The 20310-nt window shown below is 68.1% G+C and carries 21 protein-coding genes; 12 read left to right on the forward strand and 9 right to left on the reverse strand.

Annotated elements, in window-relative coordinates:
• Nucleotides 1-57: 57 nt before the first annotated feature.
• Nucleotides 58-804 (forward strand): 23S rRNA (guanosine(2251)-2'-O)-methyltransferase RlmB, encoded by a 747-nt coding sequence (gene rlmB, locus ACAM54_RS11200; protein ID WP_012747327.1) that lies wholly within the window; start codon nt 58-60, stop codon nt 802-804.
• A 30-nt stretch (nt 805-834) separates the two neighbouring features.
• Here the strand turns inward: rlmB and ACAM54_RS11205 are convergent, their stop codons facing one another.
• Complete coding sequence (locus tag ACAM54_RS11205) at nt 835-1005, reverse strand: hypothetical protein (protein ID WP_018902777.1); 171 nt, start codon at nt 1003-1005, stop codon at nt 835-837.
• A 111-nt stretch (nt 1006-1116) separates the two neighbouring features.
• Nucleotides 1117-1704, reverse strand: coding sequence for a helix-turn-helix domain-containing protein (locus ACAM54_RS11210; RefSeq protein WP_369650723.1), 588 nt, complete (start codon nt 1702-1704; stop codon nt 1117-1119).
• A gap of 46 nt (nt 1705-1750) precedes the next feature.
• Here ACAM54_RS11210 and ACAM54_RS11215 point away from each other — a divergent pair, with 46 nt between their 5' ends.
• Nucleotides 1751-2272, forward strand: a complete 522-nt coding sequence (locus ACAM54_RS11215; RefSeq protein ID WP_369650724.1) for an N-acetyltransferase family protein — start codon at nt 1751-1753, stop codon at nt 2270-2272.
• A 33-nt stretch (nt 2273-2305) separates the two neighbouring features.
• Here the strand turns inward: ACAM54_RS11215 and ACAM54_RS11220 are convergent, their stop codons facing one another.
• The 3 genes from ACAM54_RS11220 to ACAM54_RS11230 are packed head-to-tail and all read right to left on the reverse strand — an operon-like array spanning nt 2306 to nt 4497.
• Nucleotides 2306-3271, reverse strand: a complete 966-nt coding sequence (locus tag ACAM54_RS11220) for an aldo/keto reductase (RefSeq protein WP_145743461.1) — start codon at nt 3269-3271, stop codon at nt 2306-2308.
• Between the two features lie 30 nt (nt 3272-3301).
• Nucleotides 3302-3910, reverse strand: a complete 609-nt coding sequence (locus tag ACAM54_RS11225) for a chromate transporter (RefSeq protein ID WP_369650725.1) — start codon at nt 3908-3910, stop codon at nt 3302-3304.
• A complete protein-coding gene (locus ACAM54_RS11230; RefSeq protein WP_018902772.1) occupies nt 3907-4497 on the reverse strand; it encodes a chromate transporter in 591 nt (196 codons plus the stop codon). The genes ACAM54_RS11225 and ACAM54_RS11230 overlap by 4 nt, the downstream gene beginning before the upstream one ends.
• 88 nt (nt 4498-4585) lie before the next feature.
• Here ACAM54_RS11230 and ACAM54_RS11235 point away from each other — a divergent pair, with 88 nt between their 5' ends.
• Entirely contained in the window at nt 4586-5491 is a 906-nt protein-coding gene (locus ACAM54_RS11235; RefSeq protein WP_369650726.1) for a YihY/virulence factor BrkB family protein, read from the forward strand.
• 6 nt (nt 5492-5497) lie between these two features.
• Here the strand turns inward: ACAM54_RS11235 and ACAM54_RS11240 are convergent, their stop codons facing one another.
• Entirely contained in the window at nt 5498-6049 is a 552-nt protein-coding gene (locus ACAM54_RS11240) for a DUF924 family protein (RefSeq protein ID WP_369650727.1), read from the reverse strand.
• Between the two features lie 115 nt (nt 6050-6164).
• Between ACAM54_RS11240 and ACAM54_RS11245 the strand changes: the two genes are divergently transcribed.
• The 6 genes from ACAM54_RS11245 to ACAM54_RS11270 all read left to right on the forward strand — a co-directional run bounded on the left by ACAM54_RS11245 (nt 6165) and on the right by ACAM54_RS11270 (nt 11897).
• The gene (locus ACAM54_RS11245; RefSeq protein WP_145743469.1) at nt 6165-6614 is read left to right on the forward strand and encodes a CHRD domain-containing protein; all 450 of its coding nucleotides are present in this window, start codon (nt 6165-6167) and stop codon (nt 6612-6614) included.
• A 49-nt stretch (nt 6615-6663) separates the two neighbouring features.
• Nucleotides 6664-7875 (forward strand): patatin-like phospholipase family protein, encoded by a 1212-nt coding sequence (locus ACAM54_RS11250; RefSeq protein WP_369650728.1) that lies wholly within the window; start codon nt 6664-6666, stop codon nt 7873-7875.
• Nucleotides 7876-7941: 66 nt separating this feature from the next.
• Nucleotides 7942-8724 (forward strand): 3-hydroxybutyrate dehydrogenase, encoded by a 783-nt coding sequence (locus ACAM54_RS11255; RefSeq protein ID WP_145743471.1) that lies wholly within the window; start codon nt 7942-7944, stop codon nt 8722-8724.
• A 126-nt stretch (nt 8725-8850) separates the two neighbouring features.
• Complete coding sequence (locus ACAM54_RS11260) at nt 8851-9858, forward strand: tripartite tricarboxylate transporter substrate binding protein (protein ID WP_145743473.1); 1008 nt, start codon at nt 8851-8853, stop codon at nt 9856-9858.
• 43 nt (nt 9859-9901) lie between these two features.
• Nucleotides 9902-10375, forward strand: a complete 474-nt coding sequence (locus tag ACAM54_RS11265; RefSeq protein WP_369650729.1) for a tripartite tricarboxylate transporter TctB family protein — start codon at nt 9902-9904, stop codon at nt 10373-10375.
• Nucleotides 10376-10391: 16 nt separating this feature from the next.
• Nucleotides 10392-11897 (forward strand): tripartite tricarboxylate transporter permease, encoded by a 1506-nt coding sequence (locus tag ACAM54_RS11270; protein WP_369650730.1) that lies wholly within the window; start codon nt 10392-10394, stop codon nt 11895-11897.
• On the opposite strand, the gene ACAM54_RS11275 is transcribed toward ACAM54_RS11270, so the two are convergent.
• The gene (locus ACAM54_RS11275) at nt 11884-12846 is read right to left on the reverse strand and encodes a GNAT family N-acetyltransferase (protein WP_369650731.1); all 963 of its coding nucleotides are present in this window, start codon (nt 12844-12846) and stop codon (nt 11884-11886) included. The two genes, ACAM54_RS11270 and ACAM54_RS11275, sit on opposite strands and share 14 nt — an antisense overlap.
• A gap of 151 nt (nt 12847-12997) precedes the next feature.
• Between ACAM54_RS11275 and ACAM54_RS11280 the strand changes: the two genes are divergently transcribed.
• Nucleotides 12998-15403: a YgiQ family radical SAM protein gene (locus tag ACAM54_RS11280; protein ID WP_369650732.1), complete on the forward strand. Its 2406-nt coding sequence runs from the start codon at nt 12998-13000 to the stop codon at nt 15401-15403.
• A 2-nt stretch (nt 15404-15405) separates the two neighbouring features.
• Here ACAM54_RS11280 and ACAM54_RS11285 read toward each other — a convergent pair whose 3' ends face one another.
• The gene (locus tag ACAM54_RS11285) at nt 15406-16059 is read right to left on the reverse strand and encodes a DUF1294 domain-containing protein (RefSeq protein ID WP_369650733.1); all 654 of its coding nucleotides are present in this window, start codon (nt 16057-16059) and stop codon (nt 15406-15408) included.
• An 86-nt stretch (nt 16060-16145) separates the two neighbouring features.
• Here ACAM54_RS11285 and ACAM54_RS11290 point away from each other — a divergent pair, with 86 nt between their 5' ends.
• Together ACAM54_RS11290 and ACAM54_RS11295 are read left to right on the forward strand one after the other, a co-directional pair.
• A complete protein-coding gene (locus ACAM54_RS11290) occupies nt 16146-17066 on the forward strand; it encodes a hypothetical protein (RefSeq protein WP_369650734.1) in 921 nt (306 codons plus the stop codon).
• 103 nt (nt 17067-17169) lie between these two features.
• Nucleotides 17170-19278, forward strand: a complete 2109-nt coding sequence (locus tag ACAM54_RS11295) for an esterase-like activity of phytase family protein (protein ID WP_369650735.1) — start codon at nt 17170-17172, stop codon at nt 19276-19278.
• Nucleotides 19279-19308: 30 nt separating this feature from the next.
• Here the strand turns inward: ACAM54_RS11295 and ACAM54_RS11300 are convergent, their stop codons facing one another.
• On the reverse strand, nt 19309-20187 hold the full coding sequence (locus ACAM54_RS11300) for a CoA transferase (protein ID WP_369650736.1): 879 nt from the start codon (nt 20185-20187) through the stop codon (nt 19309-19311).
• Nucleotides 20188-20310: the final 123 nt, after the last annotated feature.

Below are 20310 nucleotides of genomic sequence, written 5' to 3' on the forward strand. Positions count from 1 at the left end.
CCAGGGGGAGGGAGGCCACACGAAGTGGGCAAGCCTGGGGGTAGGGATAATCAGGGGATGTCTTCCCCCAAAGTGATCTTCGGCTTCCATGCCGTGGGCGTGCGCATCAAGACCGCGCCGAAATCGGTGCTCGAAGTGATGTTCGACACCAGCCGGCGCGATGCGCGCATGAAACAGTTCATCGCCCGTGCGCAGGAGGCCGGCGTGCGGCTGGTCGAGGCCGACGGGCTGCGGCTGGCCAAGCTCAGCGGCAGCCATGGCCACCAGGGCGTGGTCGCGCGGGTCGAGCCCATTGCGCAGGTCCGTTCGCTCGATGAGCTGCTCGAAGGCCTGGAGGAGGCCGGCACTGTGCCGCTCTTGCTGGTGCTCGACGGCGTGACCGATCCGCACAACCTGGGGGCCTGCCTGCGCGTGGCCGACGGCGCCGGCGCCCATGCGGTGATCGCGCCCAAGGACCATGCGGCCGGCATCAACGCCACCGTGGCCAAGGTGGCGAGCGGCGCCGCCGAGACGGTGCCGTACTTCATGGTGACCAACCTGGCGCGCACGCTGAACGAACTCAAGGAACGCAGCATCTGGTGCGTCGGCACCAGCGACGATGCGCCCGGCACCCTCTACCAGAGCGACCTCAAGCGGCCCCTGGCGCTGGTGCTCGGTGCCGAAGGCGAGGGCATGCGCCAACTCACCCGCAAGACCTGCGACGAGCTCGTGAGCATTCCGATGGCGGGCGCGGTCGAGAGCCTGAACGTTTCCGTGGCCAGCGGCGTGTGCCTCTACGAGGCCATGCGGCAGCGCAGCGCCTGACGCGGCACTGCGACCCGGGCGCGGTTCGAGTCAGGAAGGGTCTTTGCTGCGCGTGCGGCCCACCGCGCTGAAGATGCCGATGCCCAGGATGATCAGCGCACCGATGCCGATATAGAGCGTCGGCACGCCGGCCACCGAGGCGCCCCAGGCGAGGCCGGCGAGGAAGATCAGAAAACCGATCATGTAGAGCACAAAGGACATGCTTGTTCCCCCGGAAGCTTTGGATGCCTTGCAGTATCCCGGGCGGTCCCCCGGCGGGCACAGGCCGTCGTCTCCAGTCGCTGTGGGAACTTGCCTACTGCTTTCGCGCCTCTACGCGGGAGATGTGACCAGCAGGTAGCGGCAGCCCGCGCGCCCGAGCGCCTTGAAGACCAGCGGGCGGTCGACCCCGAAATCCAGGCAGTCGCCGGGCGCGAGTTCGAAGCGCTCGTCGCCGTAGTCCACCCGCAGCGCGCCCTCGAGCATCCAGAGGCACTGCCGGTACGGCTTGCCGCTCCAGCGCGGATAGGCGACCTGCGCCGAGCGCGGCAATTCGATCTCGACCATCTCCACGCCGCCGCTCGCAGCACGCTCGGCGACCTGGCGCCGCAGGTAGCCCGCCTCGGGATCGCGCCAGACCTCCTGCTCGGCCCGGGTGCGCAGCCGGCGCAGCGAGCCCTTGTCCTCCGTCAGCAGCTGCGCGAGCGGCACGCCCAGGCCGGCCGCCAGCCGGCCCAGCAGCACGGCTGTCGGGCTGCTCTCCGCGCGCTCCACCTTCGAGATCATGGCCTTGCTGACGCCGGAAAGCTCGGCCAGCTCGGCCAGGCTCAGCGCCTTGGCCTGGCGCAGCGCGAAGAGCCGGCTGGCAATGAGCGAATCGATGCCGGAGGGCTCGGCCGGCGGAGATGAAATGTTTCTCATATGAGATTATTATTCTCCTATATTGGATCGCCTGAAAGGAACGAACATGCGCCTGGTCCCCTGTACCGAGGAAGCCCACGCGGGCGCCATCCTTGCCATCCTCAACGAGGCCATCGCCAATTCGACCGCGCTCTACGACTACAAGCCGCGCACGCCCGAGAGCATGGTGGCGTGGTTCGCCACCAAGCGCGCCAACGGCTTTCCCGTGGTCGGCGCGGAAGACGAGAGCGGCAGGCTGCTGGGATTTGCGAGCTACGGCACGTTCCGTGCCTTTCCGGCCTACAAGTACACCGTGGAGCATTCGGTGTATGTCGAGGCGGGGCACCGCGGCGCGGGCCTTGGCCGCACGCTCATGGAGGCGATCATTGCCGAGGCCGTCGCACACGACGTGCACGTCATGGTCGGCGCCATCGATGCCGCGAACGCCGGCAGCATCGGGCTGCACGAACGCCTGGGTTTCGAGCATGCCGGGACCGTGCGGCAGGCCGGGTTCAAGTTCGGCCGCTGGCTCGACGTGGCTTTCTACCAGCGCATTCTCTCGACGCCGCTGAATCCGGTCGACGGTTAGGCGGCGCTCGAAACCGCCCGTTGCATGTGCGTCTCAGGCCGGGGTTTCGGCGCTGGCCCGGTCCAGCATCTGGATGGTGCCGGCATCGAGCTTCAGCTGGGTGGCCACCACCAGTTCCTCCAGCTGCGCGATCGAGGTGGCGCTGGCGATCGGCGCCGTGACCGAAGGGCGTGCGATCTGCCATGCAATGGCGACCTGGCCCGGCTTGGCGTTGTACTGCTGAGCCACCTTGTCGAGCGCCTCGAGAATGCGCAGACCCCGCGGATTCAGGTACTTCTTGATGGTGGTGGCGCCGCGCGCGCTCTTGGAGGCGTCGGCCTCGGTGCGGTACTTGCCGGTCAGGAAGCCGGCCGCCAGCGCATAGAAATTGATCACGCCCACTTCGCGCTTCAGGCACAGGGGCTCCAGTTCGTCCTCGAACACCGCGCGGTCGTAGAGGTTGTACAGCGGCTGCAGGCTCTCGTAGCGCGCAATGCCCAGCCGCTCCGACACGTCGAGCGCCTCGGCCAGCCGGGGCGCGCTGTAGTTGGAGGCGCCGATCGCGCGCACCTTGCCGGCCTTGATCAGTTCGTCGAAGGCCTGCAGCGAATCTTCGAGCGGGGTGGCGGCATCGTCGTCGTGCGACTGGTACAGGTCGATGAAGTCCGTCTGCAGGCGCTTGAGCGAGGCTTCCACCGCTTCGCGGATGTAGGCCGGCGAGAGGCCCGACTTGCCTTCGCCCATCGGCTTGCCGACCTTGGTGGCCAGCACCACGCGGTTGCGCTTGCCGCTCTGCTTGAGCCACTTGCCGATGATGGTCTCGGACTCGCCGCCGGTGTGGCCCGGCACCCAGGCCGAATAGACGTCGGCGGTGTCGATGAAGTTGAACCCCGCGTCCACCCAGGCATCGAGCAGGCGGAACGAGGTGGCCTCGTCCGCCGTCCAGCCGAACACGTTGCCGCCGAAGGCCAGCGGTGAAACCAGGAGGCCGGAGCGGCCGAGCGAGCGGAGTTGCGACATGAGTTTGTTTCCTGAGGAAGAGAACGAGGATCAGACGAAGCCCACGGCACCGAGCAGCGCACCTGCGCCCAGCAGCCAGAGCAGGTGAATGCGCGTGCGCCAGACGATAAGCGCGGCCACCGCGGTCAGCAGCCACAGATGCCAGGCAGGCGCGTCGCCGGCAGGGTTGCCCGCCGCCAGCACCCAGCCGGTGGCGATCAGCAGGCCCACCACCACCGGCGCCATGCCCTGCTTGAAGGCGCGCACGCCGCGCCGGTCGCGGTTGCGGTGGCCCCATCGCGTGGCCAGGTAGGTGAGGGTGGTGCTCGGCAGCATGATGCCGACCATGGTGACCGTGAGCCCGAACAGGCCGAGCAGCCAGGCGCCCGGCCCCGCACTGATGCCGCCGCCCGCGTTGAGCCCGACGTTCCAGCCCATCAGCGCGACGAAGAGCACGTTCGGCCCCGGCGCGGCCTGGGCAATGGCCACGGAGGAACTGAACTGCGCCTCGCTGAGCCAGCCGTGCTGCGCGACGAGGTAGCGGTGCATGTCGGGGACGGTGGTGATGGCGCCGCTGATCGACAGCAGCGACAGCAGCAGGTACTGGCCGAAGAGCGCGAGCCAGTCGTGCCATTGCATCGCGATGGTCAGCTGGCTCATGCGGCAATCCTGCGCCAGGTCCACGCACAGGCCACGCCGCCTACGGCCAGCAGCACCCAGCCGAGCGGCATCTTGAACAGCGCAATGGCGCCGAACACCAGCGCGACGAAGGCCAGGCAGGTGGCAAAACCGAGCGGGTGCTTGCGCAGTTGCGGAATCAGCTTGATGCCGGTGGCGGCGATCAGCCCGCCCGACACCGCGCCCATGCCGCGCAGCGCGGCGGCCACCTGCGGGTTGGCCGCGTAGTGGGCATAAAGAACGGCCAGCACAAGAATGACGACGAGCGGTATCGCGAGCATGCCGGCCACCGCGGCGATGGCGCCGCGCAGGCCGAAGTAGCGGTCGCCGATCATCAGCGCGAGGTTGATCACGTTCGGTCCCGGCATGACCTGGGCCACGGCCCAGTCTTCCAGGAACTGCTCGGGCGTGAGCCAGCGCTTTTTCTCCACCATCTCGCGCTGGACGATGGCCAGCACGCCACCGAAGCCCTGCAGCGCAAGCCAGGTGAATGAAACAAAAAGGTCGCGTGGCGACTTCGGTTGCGGATGGGCGGGCGGCGCCGCCGCGCCTGAAGGAGACGGATGCATGTGGGTGCGATTATCGTAGCCAGGCCTGCAACGTGCCGGGCATCGGGCTGACATGCCCCTGTATCGCTCAAAGGGAGACTCCACCGCCATGCAAATCCGTGCGCTCTTCGATCTCTGCAAGCAGGCCGTCGCCTCCTGGTCCAACGATTACGCACCCAGCATGGGCGCCGCACTGGCCTACTACACGGTGTTCTCGATTGCGCCGCTGCTGCTGATCGTGATCTCGGTGGCCGGCCTGGTGTTCGGCCAGGAGGCCGCGCGCGGCGAGATCTTCGCGCAGCTTTCGGGGCTCATGGGCGAGCAGGGCGCGGCCGCGGTGCAGGGCATGCTGCAGGCGGTCAACAAGCCGGCCGAAGGCATCGTGGCCACGGTGGTCGGCATCGGCCTGCTGGTGGTCGGTGCGACCACCGTCTTCGGCGAACTGCAGGACGCGCTCGACCGCATCTGGCGGGCGCCGGCGCGCACCAAGAGCAAGGGCATCTTCAACCTGCTGCGCGTGCGGGCGCTGTCGTTCAGTATGATCATGGCCATCGGCTTCCTGCTGATGGTGTCGCTGGTGGCCAGTGCGGCGCTGGCAGCGCTCAGCAAGTGGTGGGCGCCGGTGTTCGGCGGCTGGGCCACGCTGGCGCAGGCGGTGAACTTCGTCTTCAGCTTTGCGATGGTGACGGTGATCTTCGCGATGATCTACAAGATCATGCCGCGCGTCAGGGTGCAGTGGCGCGACGTGTGGGTGGGGGCTGCGGTCACGGCGCTGCTCTTCACCATCGGCAAGCACCTCATCGGCCTGTACATCGGCAAGAGCAGCGTGGCCTCGGGCTACGGCGCCGCGGGTTCGCTGGTGGTGGTGCTGGTGTGGGTGTACTACTCGGCGCAGATCTTCCTGCTCGGGGCCGAGTTCACCTGGGTGTATGCCAAGACCTATGGCTCGCTCAAGAACATGGAGGGCAGCGCCAAGGCGAATCCTTCGCCGACGCGCTCGGACCCGCTGCCGTAGCGCCAGCTATCCCGCGAAACCCCCTTCGTCGAGGAAGCGCTGCTCCTCGGCCGTGCTGGTGCGCCCGAGAAGCTTGTTGCGGTGCGGAAAGCGGCCGAAGCGCGCAATGATGTCGCGGTGCAGCACTGCGAAGCGCTGGGTGTTGGCATCGAGCGCGGCGTTGAGCTCGACCGAGCGCTGCTGGTCGTCCAGCGACTCGGAGTGCATGAAGGGCAGGTAGAAGAAGCGCCGCAGGTCTTCGCCGGCCTTCAGGTCGAGGCCGGCTTCGATCGCCTGGCGGGCGATGGTCAGCGCCTTGGCGTCGGTGGCCAGCATGCGGGCGTTTCCGCGCCAGGTGTTGCGCGGAAACTGGTCGAGCAGCACCAGCAGCGCCAGGGCGCCCTCGGCGTCGCGCGCCCAATGGTCGAGTTCGCCGCGCGCGGCTGCTTCGTGGGCGGCGAGAAAGCGCCCGCCGAATTCGGCGTCGAAGGCTTCGTTCTTGGCAAACCATCGTTCGGGTCCGGCATTGCGCCAGAAGTCGACGATGTCACGGGCGGTGGGCAGCTCGGCAGGGTTCATTGCCGCATTCTCTTTCAGCCGGTGCCCGGTCGCCAAAGTCGCGGTGGTGGCCGACAAGGCGAAGCGCAATGGCTGCCTATGCTGTAGCGGTTTCATAACTCAGGAGATCAAGCTCATGACCCGATATGGCAGCTTTTTGCGCGCAACCCTCATCGTCGGCGTGGCCAGTGCCGCGCTGGCCGGCTGCGGAATGATGTCCAGGTCGAACACCGCGAGCTTCAGCGGTGCGATGAACGCCGCCAGCGAAGTGCCGCCCAACATGACGCGCGGCAGCGGCCTGGCGGAAGCCTGGCTCAACAAGGACACCAATGTCCTGAAGTACAAGATCACCTACAGCGGCCTGAGCGGCCCGGCCACGGCCGCGCACTTCCACGGCCCCGCGGCCGCGGGCGCCAATGCCGGCGTGGTGCTGCCCTTTGCCAATGCGGCCAGCCCGATCGAGGGGCAGGCCACGCTCACGCCGGCGCAGGCAGCCGACCTGATCGCAGGCAAGTGGTACGCCAACATCCACACCGCCGCCAATCCGGCCGGCGAGATCCGGGGGCAGATGCTGCCCAAGATGTAAGGGCGCTCGGTCAGCTTGCCGTCGCGGGGCTGGTGTCAAATGACACCCCATGACGACGACGCAGAAGACGCCCCGGAAGCCCCGGACGGCAGGCAAGACCCTCAACACTTTTGCGGCGCGCCGCGAAGACATGCGCGCCGCGCGCAAGGCGCTGGTGCTGCAGGGCGGCGGCGCGCTCGGCGCCTACCAGGCCGGCGTGTATGCCGCGCTCAGCGAGACCGACCTGCAGCCGCACTGGATTGCCGGCGTCTCCATCGGCGCCATCAATGCGGCGCTGATCGCGGGCAATGCGCCCGAGAAACGGGTGGACCGGCTGCGCGAGTTCTGGCACCTGGTGTCCTCCGGACCGGCGCAGCGCCTGCCGGCATGGCTGGGCGACCGCGCCACGCAGAACCAGTGGAGCGCCAGCATGGCGATGCTGGTGGGCATTCCGGGCTTCTTCGAACCGCGCTGTTCGCCCGCGCTGCTGATGGGCGCGGCGGCGCCGCTGCTGAGCTACTACGACACCACGCCGCTGAAGGCCACGCTCGAGCGCCTGGTCGACTTCGACCGCATCAACGCCTGCGAGGCGCGCTTCAGCGTGGGCGCGGTTGACGTGCGCACCGGCAACTCGGTGTACTTCGACAACACGCGCCAGCGCATCGGCCCCGAACACATCATGGCCAGCGGCGCGCTGCCGCCGGGCTTTGCGCCCGTCAGCATCGACGGCGACGACTACTGGGACGGCGGCATCGTCTCGAACACGCCGCTGCAGTACGTGCTCGACATCCATCCGCGCTCCGAGCCGCTGGTGGTGCTGCAGGTCGATCTTTTCAATGCACGCGGCGAGATGCCGCGCACGCTGTCGGGCGTGATGGAGCGGCAGAAGGACATCACCTATTCGAGCCGCACCCGCATGAACACCGATGCCCTGGCCGCCAACCTGAACCTGCAGCAGGCCATCGCGGACCTGATCTCCAAGCTGCCGGCGCGCCTTCGCAATGACCCGTCGGTGCTCGCGGTGCAGGCCGAGCTCACGCACCATCCGATCGACATCTTCCACCTGATCTACCGCGACAAGCCCTACGAGGTCGAATCGAAGGACTACGAGTTCTCGCGCGCCGCCGTCGAAGAGCATTGGGAGGCCGGCGCGCGCGACATGCGGCGCACGCTGGCGCATCCCGAGACGCTGCGCAGCGACGCCACCGTGAACGGCGTGACCACCTTCGACCTCGGCGAGCCCGGCGTGGAGCGCGTCAAGCGTCCCGGGCTGTCGCGCTGACGGCGGGCTGCGCTCGCCTGATTCTTGCAATCCTTTTTTTCTTTCCAACCCTCAAGGACATTCACCATGCAACTCAAGGACAAGGTCGCCTACATCACCGGTTCGGCCAGCGGCATCGGCAAGGAGATCGCCATTCTGTTTGCGCGCGAGGGTGCCAAGGTCGTCATTGCCGACCTCAACAAGCAGGCCGCCGACGCCACCGCAGCCGAACTCCAGGCGGCGGGCGCGCAAGCGCTGGGCGTGGCGGTGGACGTGACCAGCGAAGAGCAGGTCGATGCCTCGGTCGAGGAGGCCGCCAAGGCCTTCGGCGGCATCGACATCCTGGTCAGCAATGCCGGCGTGCAGATCGTTCATCCGGTCGAGGAATTCAGTTTTGCCGACTGGAAGAAGATGCTCGCGATCCACCTCGACGGCGCCTTTCTCACCACCAAGGCCTGCCTCAAGCACATGTACGCCCAAGGCCGCGGCGGCAGCGTGATCTACATGGGATCGGTGCACTCCAAGGAAGCTTCGCTGCTGAAGGCGCCCTACGTCACCGCCAAGCACGGCCTCATCGGCCTGGCCAAGACGGTCGCGAAGGAGGGCGCGAAGCACGGTGTGCGCGCCAACGTGATCTGCCCGGGCTTCGTGCGCACGCCGCTGGTCGAGAAGCAGATTCCCGAGCAGGCGAAGACGCTTGGCATCACCGAGGAACAGGTCGTCAAGAACGTGATGCTCAAGGAAACCGTCGATGGCGAATTCACCACCACCGACGATGTGGCGCGCGTGGCGCTGCTGTTTGCGGCCTTCCCGACCAATGCGCTGACCGGCCAGTCGCTGGTGGTGAGCCACGGCTGGTTCATGCAGTAGCGAAATGACGCCGCCCTGCGCGGCGCACGATGGTTCACCCTAATGTCTCCGGCGAGCGAACTGTGCGAAAAACCTGCTTGCCCGTTCAATCGTCATACCAATGACTTTCGCCAGGAGACAAAAACCATGCGTGTTCGTTCCGCCGGCTTTTTTTCGCGCCGCTCCTTCGTGGCCCATGCCGCAGCTGTCGCGGCGGGGCTCGCCATGTTCGCCGCGGCAGCGCCCGCGGCGGCCCAGGCGTATCCCAGCCGGCCCGTCACGCTGATCGTTCCATGGGGTGCGGGCGGCGGCACCGATGCCACGGCGCGCATCATCGCGAGCCTGCTCGAAAAGGAACTCGGCCAGCCGATGACGGTGGTGAACCGTACCGGCGGCAACGGCGTGGTGGGCCATGCGGCCATTGCCGCCGCGCCGCCCGACGGCTACACCATCGGCATGGCCACGGTCGAGATCGGCATGATGCATTGGCAGGGGCTGACGCCGCTGACCAGCGCCTCGTACACGCCGATCGGCCTCGCCAATCTCGATCCGGCCGGCATCCAGGTGCGCGCCGACGCGCCCTACAAGACCGTGGCTGAACTGCTGGCGGCCATCAAGGCCAGTCCCGGCAAGCTCAAGGCTTCCGGCACGGGGCAGGGCGGCATCTGGCACCTGGCCATCGCGGGCCTCTTGCGCGACCAGAAGATCGACCCCGCGGCCGTGCCGTGGGTGCCGAGCAATGGCGCCGCCCCGGGCCTGCAGGACGTGGTCGCGGGTGGTGTCGACATCGCGCCGGTCTCGCTGCCCGAGGCGCGTTCGCTGATCGATGCGGGCAAGATCAAGAGCCTTGCGATCATGAGCGACAAGCCCTCGGCCCTGTATCCCAACGTGCCCACGCTCAAGGCGGCCATCGGCAGCGACTGGTCGATGGCGGCCTGGCGCGGCATCGTCGCGCCCAAGGGCCTGCCCGCCGACGTGCGCGACAAGCTCGCGGGCGCGCTCAAGAAAGTGGTGGCGAGCAAGGAGTACACCGACTTCATGGCCTCGCGCGGCTTTGGCGTGATCTATGCGGGCCCTGACGACTTCGCCGCCTACATGGCCAAGTCCGATGCCGAGCTCGGCGCCACGATGAAGGCCGTGGGTATCGTCAAGTGAACGCCAAAGGGCGTGCGCCCGCACCGGGCGGAGGTGCGGCGCGATGAAATTCAACGACGCGATCTTCGGTGCGATCCTGCTGGCGCTCGGTATCGTGGTGCTTGCCGTGGTGCAGGGCTATCCGGGCATACCGGGCCAGCAGGTGGGGCCGGCGCTGTTTCCGGGGCTGATTGCCGCCGGGCTGTGCGTCTGCGGCGTGATGCTGCTGGCCAAGGGCTGGCGCGAACGCCATGCCGCGGCCTGGGTGCGGCTGGGCGACTGGGCCGCTTCGCCGCGCCACGTGCTGGCCGCCGCGCTGGTCGTCGGCGCGGTGCTGTTCTACATCTTTGCCTCGGAGCGGCTCGGCTTCCTGCCGACCGCGGCGATCTCGCTGCTGGCACTGATGCTCGCCATGCGCGTGCCGCCGGGCCGCGCACTGTTGATTGCGCTGCTCGCCACGCTGGTGATCCATGCCGCGTTCTACAAGCTGCTGCGCGTTCCGCTTCCCTGGGGCGTCCTGACACCCATCGCCTGGTAACCGGAAACATCCACTCATGTCCGCAGCGCTCTTGCAGGCTTTCTCGATGGTCTTCGAGCCCTACACCATTCTCGTGATGGTGCTGGCCTCGCTCTATGGCCTGTTCGTCGGCGCGGTCCCGGGGCTGTCGGCCACCATGGCGGTGGCGCTGCTGGTGCCGGTCACCTTCTTCATGCAGCCGATTCCGGCCATCGCCGCCATGGTCACGGCCACCGCCATGGCCATCTTCTCCGGCGACATCCCGGGCTGCCTGCTGCGCATTCCGGGCACGCCCGCATCCGCCGCTTATACCGACGAGGCCTTTGCGATGACGCGCAAGGGCATGGCCGAGACGGCACTGGGCGCCGGGCTGGTGTTCTCTGCCGTGGGCGGTCTTTTCGGCACGGTGGTGCTGATCGTGGCGGCGCCCGCGCTGGCCGACTTCGCGCTCAACTTCAGTTCCTTCGAGTACTTCTGGCTCGTGCTGCTGGGCCTGACCTGCGCGGTGTTCATTACCTCCGACCGGCCGCTCAAGGGCATGATCACGCTGCTGCTCGGCCTGCTGGTGGCCTGCGTGGGGCTGGGCAATCCGGCGGGCTTTCCGCGCTTCACCTTCGGCAATGCCGAGATGACCGGCGGCATCGGCATGATCCCGATGATGATCGGCATGTTCGCCATCTCGGAGGTGATCCGCTTCGCGGTCGACACGCTGCCGCCGGGCGAGGTGGTGGTCGAGAAAGTGGGACGCGTGCTCTCGGGACAGTGGGCGCTGGCCAAGAAATACCCGGTGCAGATACTGCGCGGCAGCCTGCTGGGCACGGCGGTGGGCGCGCTGCCGGGCGCGGGTGCCGACATCGCGGCGTGGATGTCGTATGCCATGAGCAAGAAGTTCTCCAAGGAGCCCGAGAAATTCGGCACGGGCCATGTCGAAGGCATTGTCGAATCGGGTTCCGCCAACAACAGCGCGCTGGCCGGCGCGTGGATTCCGGCGCTGGTGTTCGGCATTCCGGGCGACTCGATCACGGCCATCGTGATCGGCGTGCTCTACATGAAAAACCTCAATCCGGGGCCGACGCTGTTCACCACCAACCCGCAGAACATCTATGCGGTGTTCATGCTGTTCATCATCGCCAACATCATCATGATTCCGCTGGGCATCCTGTGCATCAAGGCGGCCAAGCGCATCCTGCGGGTGCCGCGCAACGTGCTGATGCCGCTCATCCTGCTGTTCTGCATCGTCGGCGCGTTCGCCATCAACAATTCGCTGTTCGACGTGGGTGTGATGCTCGTGGCGGGCATCGTGGCCTACCTGCTCGAGGAGAACGGCTTTCCCATTGCGCCGGCGATCCTCGGCGTGGTGCTCGGCGGCATGCTCGAGGAGAACTTCATCACCTCGATGATCAAGTCGGACGGCAACCTGGCCGGCTTCGTGTCGCGGCCGATTGCCGCATCGCTGGCGGCCGTGGTGCTGCTGGTGTGGCTCGCACCCTTGCTCAAGAAGCTGTGGCACAGGGGCCGGCGCACCGCATCTACTGCAGCTTGAGCGACCAGGTCTCGCCCACGAGCTGCTGGCCGAAGCCTTCGTAGGGCTCGGCCTTGTCGAGCCTGAAGCCCCGCTTGGCGTAGATGGCGCGCGCGGCTTGCAGGCAGCTGTTGGTCCAGAGCACCATCCTGCGATAACTCTTGGCGCGCGCGAAGGCAATGCATTCGTCGGTGAGGCGCGCGCCCAGGCCCAGGCCGCGTGCCGACGGCGAGAGCAGCAGCAGCCGCAGCTGGGCCGTGGTGGCCGACTTGCGCACCACGAAGATCGCGCCCACGCGTTCGCCGTCGAGTTCGGCGATCCAGCACTTCTCCCACGCGGGCTGGAACTTGCGCACGAACTGCGCCACGATGTCGGCCACCAGCGCCTCGAACTCGATGTTCCAGCCGTACTCGCGCGCATACAGCTCGCCATGCTGCTGCACCACCCAGCCCATGTCGCCGGGCAGCGGGTCGCGCAGCACGATGGTGCGCGTGCGCACCGCCGGCGCCGCCGCGGGATCGAGCGTGCGCTCGATGCGCGCCATGGCATCGATCAGCTGCTGGCGCTCGTGCGCAGGCACCGGCGCGAGCAGGGCGGCTGCCTCGTCGCGCGATTTCTGTTGCAGCGGCGCGAATGCGGCGTGGCCGGCTTCGGTGAGGCGCAGCACGCTTTGCCGCGCATCGCGCGGGTGCGGCGCGCGCGTGAGCCAGCCGGCCGCCTCGAAGCGGCGCAGGATGCGGCTCATGTAGCCGGCGTCGAGCCGCAGGTCGCGGCCGATCTCGCTGGCCACGGGCGTTTCCCGGTGGGCCAGCTCGTACAGCACCCGGACATCGGTCAGCGACATGTCGCTGCCAAGATAGGGGTCGAGCACGCCGATGCGGCTCGTGTAGAAGCGGTTGAAGCGCCGGATCGCCTTGACCGCGGCGGCGTCGGGCGCGGCCGAAGCGGCTGAAATGGTTGCTGCTGTCATATTATTGATTGACTGAAGCAACCATTTAAAGGCCTTGCCGCGGGCGCGTCAACAGCCGCCAACGCGACAGAAGTGGTGGAAAACCCTAAAATCGCGGGTTGCCCACTGCTGCGCCGTGCCCGCCAAGCCGCCGCTGCCAACTTTCCCACTGATGAACGCCCCCGTCGACGTCTCCTTTTTTGCGCGTGCCGCCAAGCCGCTGACCAGCTACCGCAAGTACTGGGCGGCCCGTTTCGGCACGGCCAAATTCCTGCCGACCACGCGCAAGGAGATGGACGTGCTTGGCTGGGACAGCTGCGACATCATCGTGGTGACTGGCGACGCCTATGTCGACCATCCGAGCTTCGGCATGGCCGTGATCGGCCGCATGCTCGAGGCGCAGGGCTTTCGCGTGGGCATCATCGCCCAGCCCGACTGGCAGAGTGCCGAGCCTTTCAAGGCGCTGGGCAAGCCGAACCTGTTCTTCGGCGTGACCGCCGGCAACATGGATTCGATGATCAACCGCTACACGGCGGACCGGAAGATCCGCAGCGACGACGCCTACACGCCCGGCGACGTCGGCGGCGCGCGGCCCGACCGCGCGGCCATCGTGTATTCGCAGCGCTGCAAGGAAGCCTGGAACGACGTGCCGATCATCCTCGGCGGCATCGAAGGGTCGCTGCGCCGCATCGCGCACTACGACTACTGGCAGGACAAGGTGCGCCGCTCGATCGTGGTCGACTCGAAGTGCGACCTGCTCTTGTACGGCAACGCCGAGCGCGCCATCGTCGAGATCGCGCACCGGCTGGCGGCCCGCGAGCCGGTGCACGAGATCACCGATGTGCGCGGCACCGCCTTCGTGCGGCGCGACACACCTGAAGACTGGTTCGAGATCAATTCCACCAGTGTCGACGAACCCGGCCGCGTCGAAGCCCACGTCAATCCCTACCTGATGGTGTCCGAGCAGGCCAAGGCCAACGGCGCCACCTGCGCGAAGGAAGACGAGGCCCAGGCCGTGGCGCAGGCCGCCGAGGCAGGCGCCGCGGCGGCGAACCCGGTGAACCCCGCCATCAAGCCGCTGACCTTCGTGCCGAACCCCGCGCTCCAGCAGCGCGCGAGGATCAAGGTGCCGCCGCGCGACCGCAGCGTGATCCGCCTGCCGTCGTACGAGCAGGTGCGCGCCGACCCGGTGCTCTATGCCCACGCCAACCGCGTGCTGCATCTGGAGACCAACCCCGGCAACGCCCGTGCGCTGGTGCAGGCGCACGGCGAGGGCGCCACGGCGCGCGACGTGTGGATCAACCCGCCGCCCATTCCGCTCACCACGGCCGAGATGGACCACGTGTTCGACCTGCCGTATGCGCGCAGTCCGCATCCGCGCTACGCCGACGAGAACGGCAGCCACGACGGCGCCACCAAGATTCCCGCGTGGGAAATGATCCGCTTCAGCGTGAACATCATGCGCGGCTGCTTCGGCGGCTGCACCTTCTGCTCGATCACCGAGCACGAGGGCCGCATCATCCAGAGCCGCTCGGAAGAATCGATCATCAAGGAGGTCGAGGCCATCCGCGACAGCGTGAGCGGCTTCACCGGCACCATCTCCGACCTCGGCGGCCCCACCGCCAACATGTACCGGCTCGGCTGCAAGAGCCCCGAGATCGAGGCCGCCTGCCGCAAGCCCAGCTGCGTGTACCCGGGCATCTGCCAGAACCTGGGCACCAACCACGATCCGCTCATCAAGATCTACCGCCGCGCGCGTGCGCTCAAGGGCATCAAGAAGATCCTGATCGGCTCCGGCCTGCGCTACGACCTGGCCGTGCAGTCGCCCGAGTACGTGAAGGAACTGGTGCAGCACCATGTCGGCGGCTACCTGAAGATCGCGCCCGAGCACACCGAGCAGGGCCCGCTCACCAAGATGATGAAGCCCGGCATCGGCAGCTACGACAAGTTCAAGCAGATGTTCGAGAAGTTCTCGGCCGAGGCGGGCAAGAAGCAGTACCTGATTCCGTACTTCATTGCCGCACATCCGGGCACCAGCGACGAGGACATGATGAACCTCGCGATCTGGCTCAAGAAGAACGGCTTCCGCGCCGACCAAGTGCAAACGTTCTACCCGAGCCCGATGGCCACGGCCACCACGATGTACCACACCAACAAGAACCCGCTGCGCAAGATCACGCGCGAGAGCGAGACGGTGGACATCGTGCGCGGCGACAAGCGCCGCCGCCTGCACAAGGCCTTCCTGCGCTACCACGACGCCAACAACTGGCCGCTGCTGCGCGAAGCCTTGAAGAGCATGGGCCGCGCCGACCTGATCGGCAACGGCAAGCACCACCTGATCCCGACCTGGCAGCCGCTGACCGATGGCGGCTACACGAGCGCGCGGCGCAAGAACTCGACCTCCGCGCCGGTGGCGGCCAAGGCGTCGGCGCCGGTCAGGCTGGCACCGGTGAAGCCCTCGAAAGGCCGCATCCTCACGCAGCACACCGGCCTGCCGCCGCGGGACAACGGGTCGGCGCCGGCGACGCGCAAGGCCGCCGCCGGCCCGGTGCGCGGCAGCATCCGCAAGCCGCGCTGAGTTCAGCCCGCGAGCAGGCTCGCGGGCAGCAGCTTGCCGGTCCAGGCCGCCACGGCGGCAATATTCATCAGCACGGTGGCCCAGTAGACCGCCATGAAGCCCGTCTTGCGCGACTTGTGCCGAAAGAGCCGCTGTGCGCACCACGCGCCCGGCCATCCCCCCGCCAGCGAGAGCAGATGCAGCGTGCTTTCCGCCGTACGCCAGCGGCCGGCCTGCGCGGCGCTCTTGTCGAAGCCGTAGACGGCGAAGGTCAGCAGGCTGGCCAGCAGCAGCACGCCCAGGGCAATGGGCGGCAGGCGCGCGGTCCATACGCCATACCCGAGCAGCCCCGCATAGCCAAGGAGCAGCACGCCGATGGGCAGCATCGACGACGGGGAAGAAGAGGAGGCCGCTGTCGCGCGGCGGCCCCGCGGGTGGGCTGTGGCGCGACGTGCCCGGGGCTGCGCGGCACCCGCCGCGTGGACCGCCATCGCGCGCGGTCCCTTGCCGCCCACATGGATCTCGTCGAAGCCCAGTTCCATGCCGACCTGCGGCGTCAGCTGCCGGTCGACAAAGTCGCGCAGATGCACGAACACGTCGGCTGAACCCCCGGGGCTGCGGATGAAGCCGAACCCCCGTTCGGCCTCCCAGCGGACGAGCCGGCCTTGGCGCTTCATGGCGTGCGGGAAAAGGGAGGAGACATGGCCGCGATTCTCCCCTGCCGGGGCGGCGGCCGTCTCGTCTCTTGTGTATGGTGTGGTCCATGAGCAGTCCGTTCCACTTGCCGGCTTCATGGGGCCACACCCTGGCGGGCGCCATCCTGCTCGCGGTTTCTGTGCATGCGCTGGGGGCGTCGCCCGACTCCGCGCCCGCGCCGGCCCCGGCCGCGGCGCAGGCGCTGCGCGCCACCCATCAGCGCATGGGGGCCAAGCTCGCGCAGAGCGGTTTCGGGCGGCCGCTCCAGCTCGACTCGACGGAGACGCCGAACGGGCTGCAGGGCGACATCTATGCGGTGGTGGACCACTCGCTGCCGGAGATCAGCGCCGCGCTCATGGAGCCCTCCCGCTGGTGCGAGTTGCTCACGCTGCACGTCAACAATCGCCGCTGCCGCACCGGCACCGCGCCGCAAGGCGGCGAGATGCTGACGCTGTTCGTGGTGCGGCGCTACGACAAGCCGGTCGAGCAGGCGTTCCAGCTGCCCTTTGCCTATCGCGTGGCCAGCGCGACGCCGGAGTACCTGTCGGTCGAGATGAATGCGCCCAAAGGACCGCTCGGAACCAGCAACTACCGCGTCACGCTCGAGGCGGTGGCGCTCGACGGGCAGAGGAGCTTCCTGCATTTCAGCTACAGCTACGACCACAACATGATGGTTCGCATGGCCACCCAGGCGTACCTGGCGACCTTCGGCCGCAACAAGGTGGGCTTCACCGTGATGGGCAGGGACGCCGATGGCCAGCCCGACTACATCCGCGGCACGCGCGGGCTGGTGGAGCGCAATGCGATGCGCTACTTCCTCACGCTCGACGCCTATCTCTCTTCGGGAGCCGGCGTGCCGGCCGAACGGCGGGAGCGCTCCTGGTTCGCCGCGGCCGAGCAGTATCCGCGGCAGCTGCACGAGATCGACCTGGACACCTACCTCGCGATCAAGCGCGAGGACCGGCAGCGCGACGGCGCCGGCCGCTGAGCATCCACAGCCTCGTCTTCCTGGTTTCACTGGCTTGTCACACGCCGCGGTGCTAATCGCCGGGGCCTGTGCCTGTTGCGCAGGCGCACGACAAGGACAAGTGATGACGAAGAAGACAAGAGGATCGAGGATGGGCTGGCTGGCGCTCGCGGGTGCCGCTGCGCTGGTCGCCGCCTGCGGTGGCGGCAGCGGCGGTGGAGGAGGAGGGTGGGCATTTCCCGTGGCGGGCGGCGGCGGCACCACCAATCCGCCGGCAGCGCAATCGAAGACCGGCACCTTCCTCGACGCGGCCGTCGAGGGCCTCGGCTACACCGCGGGCGGCAGCGCCGCGGCCAGCACCAACGCGAATGGCGAATTCACCTGCAAGGACGGCGAGACCGTGGCCTTCAGCGTCGGCGCGCTCGCGCTCGGCAGTGCCGCCTGTGGTGACGCGATCACGCCGCTGACCCTGGCGGGTGGCAGCGACGTGAAGGCCGATGCGGTCGTCAATCGCCTGCTGGCGCTGCAGAGCTTCGACGAGGACCGCGATCCCTCGAACGGCATCCGGCTGGCGCCTGCGCTCAAGGCCGCGCTGACGGCGGGCGCGCTCGATTTCAGCGCCTCGGCCGAGAGCTTCGACACCGCGCTCAATGCGGTGCTCGCAGGGCTGCCCGCTCCCTACAATGCCCGCATTGTCGATCCAAGCCGCCGCATGCTGGCGCGCGAACACTTCGAAAACACGCTGGCCTCGCGCCTTGCCGCACCGGTGACCGAAGCCTTCACGCAGACCAACGCGCTCGGCACCATCGGGCTCGGCGTCACCCGCTACCAATTGCAGGCCGACGCCGCCTTCAACGTGCCCTACGAGGGCGACAACGAGAAGACCAGGGCCGACTTTCCGCAGGGCTTCCTGCCGGCCTACGGCTCGGGGCTCGCGTTCAAGGGCAAGGCGGACGACGGCACGCTCGAGTTCTATGCGATCACCGACCGCGGCCCGAACGGCGACGGCCCGACCGCGCCCGTGCCCGGCGGCAATGGCGCCACCAGCATCAGCAAGGTGTTCCCGGCGCCGTCGTTCGCGCCGAGCTTCGGCATCGTGCGCATCGGAAAGACGGGTGCGGTGCTTTCCTCGAGCCTGCCGCTCAGGCTCGATGCCGGCAGGAAGCTCAGCGGCCTGCCGCCGCAATCGGGCGTGGGCTCGACCGGCGAGACGCCGCTGACCGACCGCTACGTGTTCGATGCCGCCAAGGCGAACTACGACGCCAACGGCCTCGACCCCGAGACGCTGGTGCTCGACAAGGCGCGCAACGTGCTGTGGACCAGTGACGAATACGGCCCCTTCATCGCACGCATCAACATGGCAACCGGCGTGGTCGAGAAGAAATACGCACCGGGCAGCGGCGCTGCCGATCTGCCGCTGGTGCTTGCCCAGCGCCGTCCGAACCGCGGCATGGAAGGACTGACGCTCGATGCCGCCAGCGGCGTGCTGCACGGCTTCCTGCAGAGCCCGATCGATCCGCGCGACGGCAGCGGCAAGTCGATCAAGGCCAGGCCGCCGGGCGGCAGCAACACCGACGTGCGCCACATCGCGAAGTTCACGCGCTGGATCGCCTTCGACCCGGCCACCGAGACTTCGAAGCTCTACGCTTATCCGATCGACGGCAGCCAGTACGACAAGGACCGCACCGGCAATGCCAAGCTCGGCGACGTGGTGAGCCTGGGCAACGGCCGCTTCATCGTGATCGAGCAGGGCGCGCGCAAGAGCGACGGCAAGGTGTTCAACAAGCTGATGCTGGTGGAGCTGCCGGCCAACGCGACGGACATCGCGGCCTTCGACCACAACCTGGAGATCAGCAGCATCACGCAGGCGCCCTCGGGTACCGCCGACTATTCGAGCGTGGTCACGATGCGCAAGACCGAGCTGCTCGACCTCAACGCACTGGGCTGGCTGGCCGAGAAGGCGGAGGGCCTGACGATCGTGGACGACCGGACACTGGCGCTGGTGAACGACAACGACTTCGGCCTGGGTACGGTGCTGCTCGATGCCGACGGCAAGGCCCTGGCCGGCAGCGTCGAGGACTGCACGGCCGATGCCAGCGGCGTGCTCAGCGGCTGCCCCGCGGGCGCCACCGGCGCGCGCATCACGCGCGGCTCCGATCAGGAGCGGCCGACCCGCATCTGGCTCATCAGGCTCGACCGCAAGCTCGGCGAGCTGCGCCTGCCGGCGTCCTGAGGACGCAGGCCGCGCTGGCCGGCCGCTGCGTCAGCCGGCCAGCGTGAGCAGCGGTACGTCGCGCTCGCGGCCCATGGCGTCGAGCTCGGCGCGCGTGCGCGTTGCGAGCCAGGCGGCCAGCGCGGTGTGCGTGGCCGGCGCCATCATGTCGGGCGGCGACACGCCCGCGGCCTCGCAGAGCCGGGCCGCGAAATGCGGCTCCAGCGCCGCCACCGCCACGCGGCCGTCGGCGCAGGTATAGACGCGGTAGCCCGCGTGCGCGCCGCCCACTGCGCCCGTGGGCTGCGTGAGGCCCCAGGTGCGCGGCAGCGCCAGCCAGTCGGCCGAGGCGTTGAGCGCCACTTCGAGGTACAGCCCGTTCGCGCCGGGCGCCGTTCGCGCGTGCAGGGTGGCCTGCAGCACGGCCTCGCTCGCGAGCAGCGCGCCGCCCATGTCGGCAAAGAGCGTGGGCGGCAGCTCGGTGCCGGTGACGAGGCCGCTTTCGGCGAGGTAGGTCAGGTCGTGGCCCGGTTCCTCGGCGCGTGCGCCGGGCGCGCCGACGATCGCGACCTGCGACAGCCGCGAATGCCGCTCCTGCAACTCGGCCCAGCCGAGTCCGAGCTTGGCCAGCGCCGAGGGGCGGAACGAGGTCAGCAGCACGTCCGTCTGCGCGAGTTCCGCGTGCAGCTGCTGCCGTCCCGCCTCGGTCTTGAGGTCGGCGGTGCGGACCGCGATGCCTTCGTGCAGCGCGGCATAGGCAAGCTTGTTGTAGTGCGCCATCGGGTCGCCGGCAGGCGGCTCGAGCTTCACGCAGATAGCCCCCATGGCCCGGCAGCGCAGCAGCGCCGCGGGTCCAGGAAGGTTGAGCGCAAGGCTCAGCACGCGCACGCCCGCAAGCGGCTGGAAGGGGGAGGCTTTGGAAGTTGGCATGGGCGGATTTCCAGGGAACAGGTCGGCTGCCATTCTGACTCGGCGCGGGGAGCCGGATTTCGCAAGCCGCAGCACGGCAGCGCGCGTAGCATGTGCGATGGCGGCGCTCCCTGCCTTGGCGCT

Origin of the sequence: Variovorax sp. V93 (assembly GCF_041154485.1) — a bacterium.
GTDB lineage: Bacteria > Pseudomonadota > Gammaproteobacteria > Burkholderiales > Burkholderiaceae_C > Variovorax > Variovorax beijingensis_A.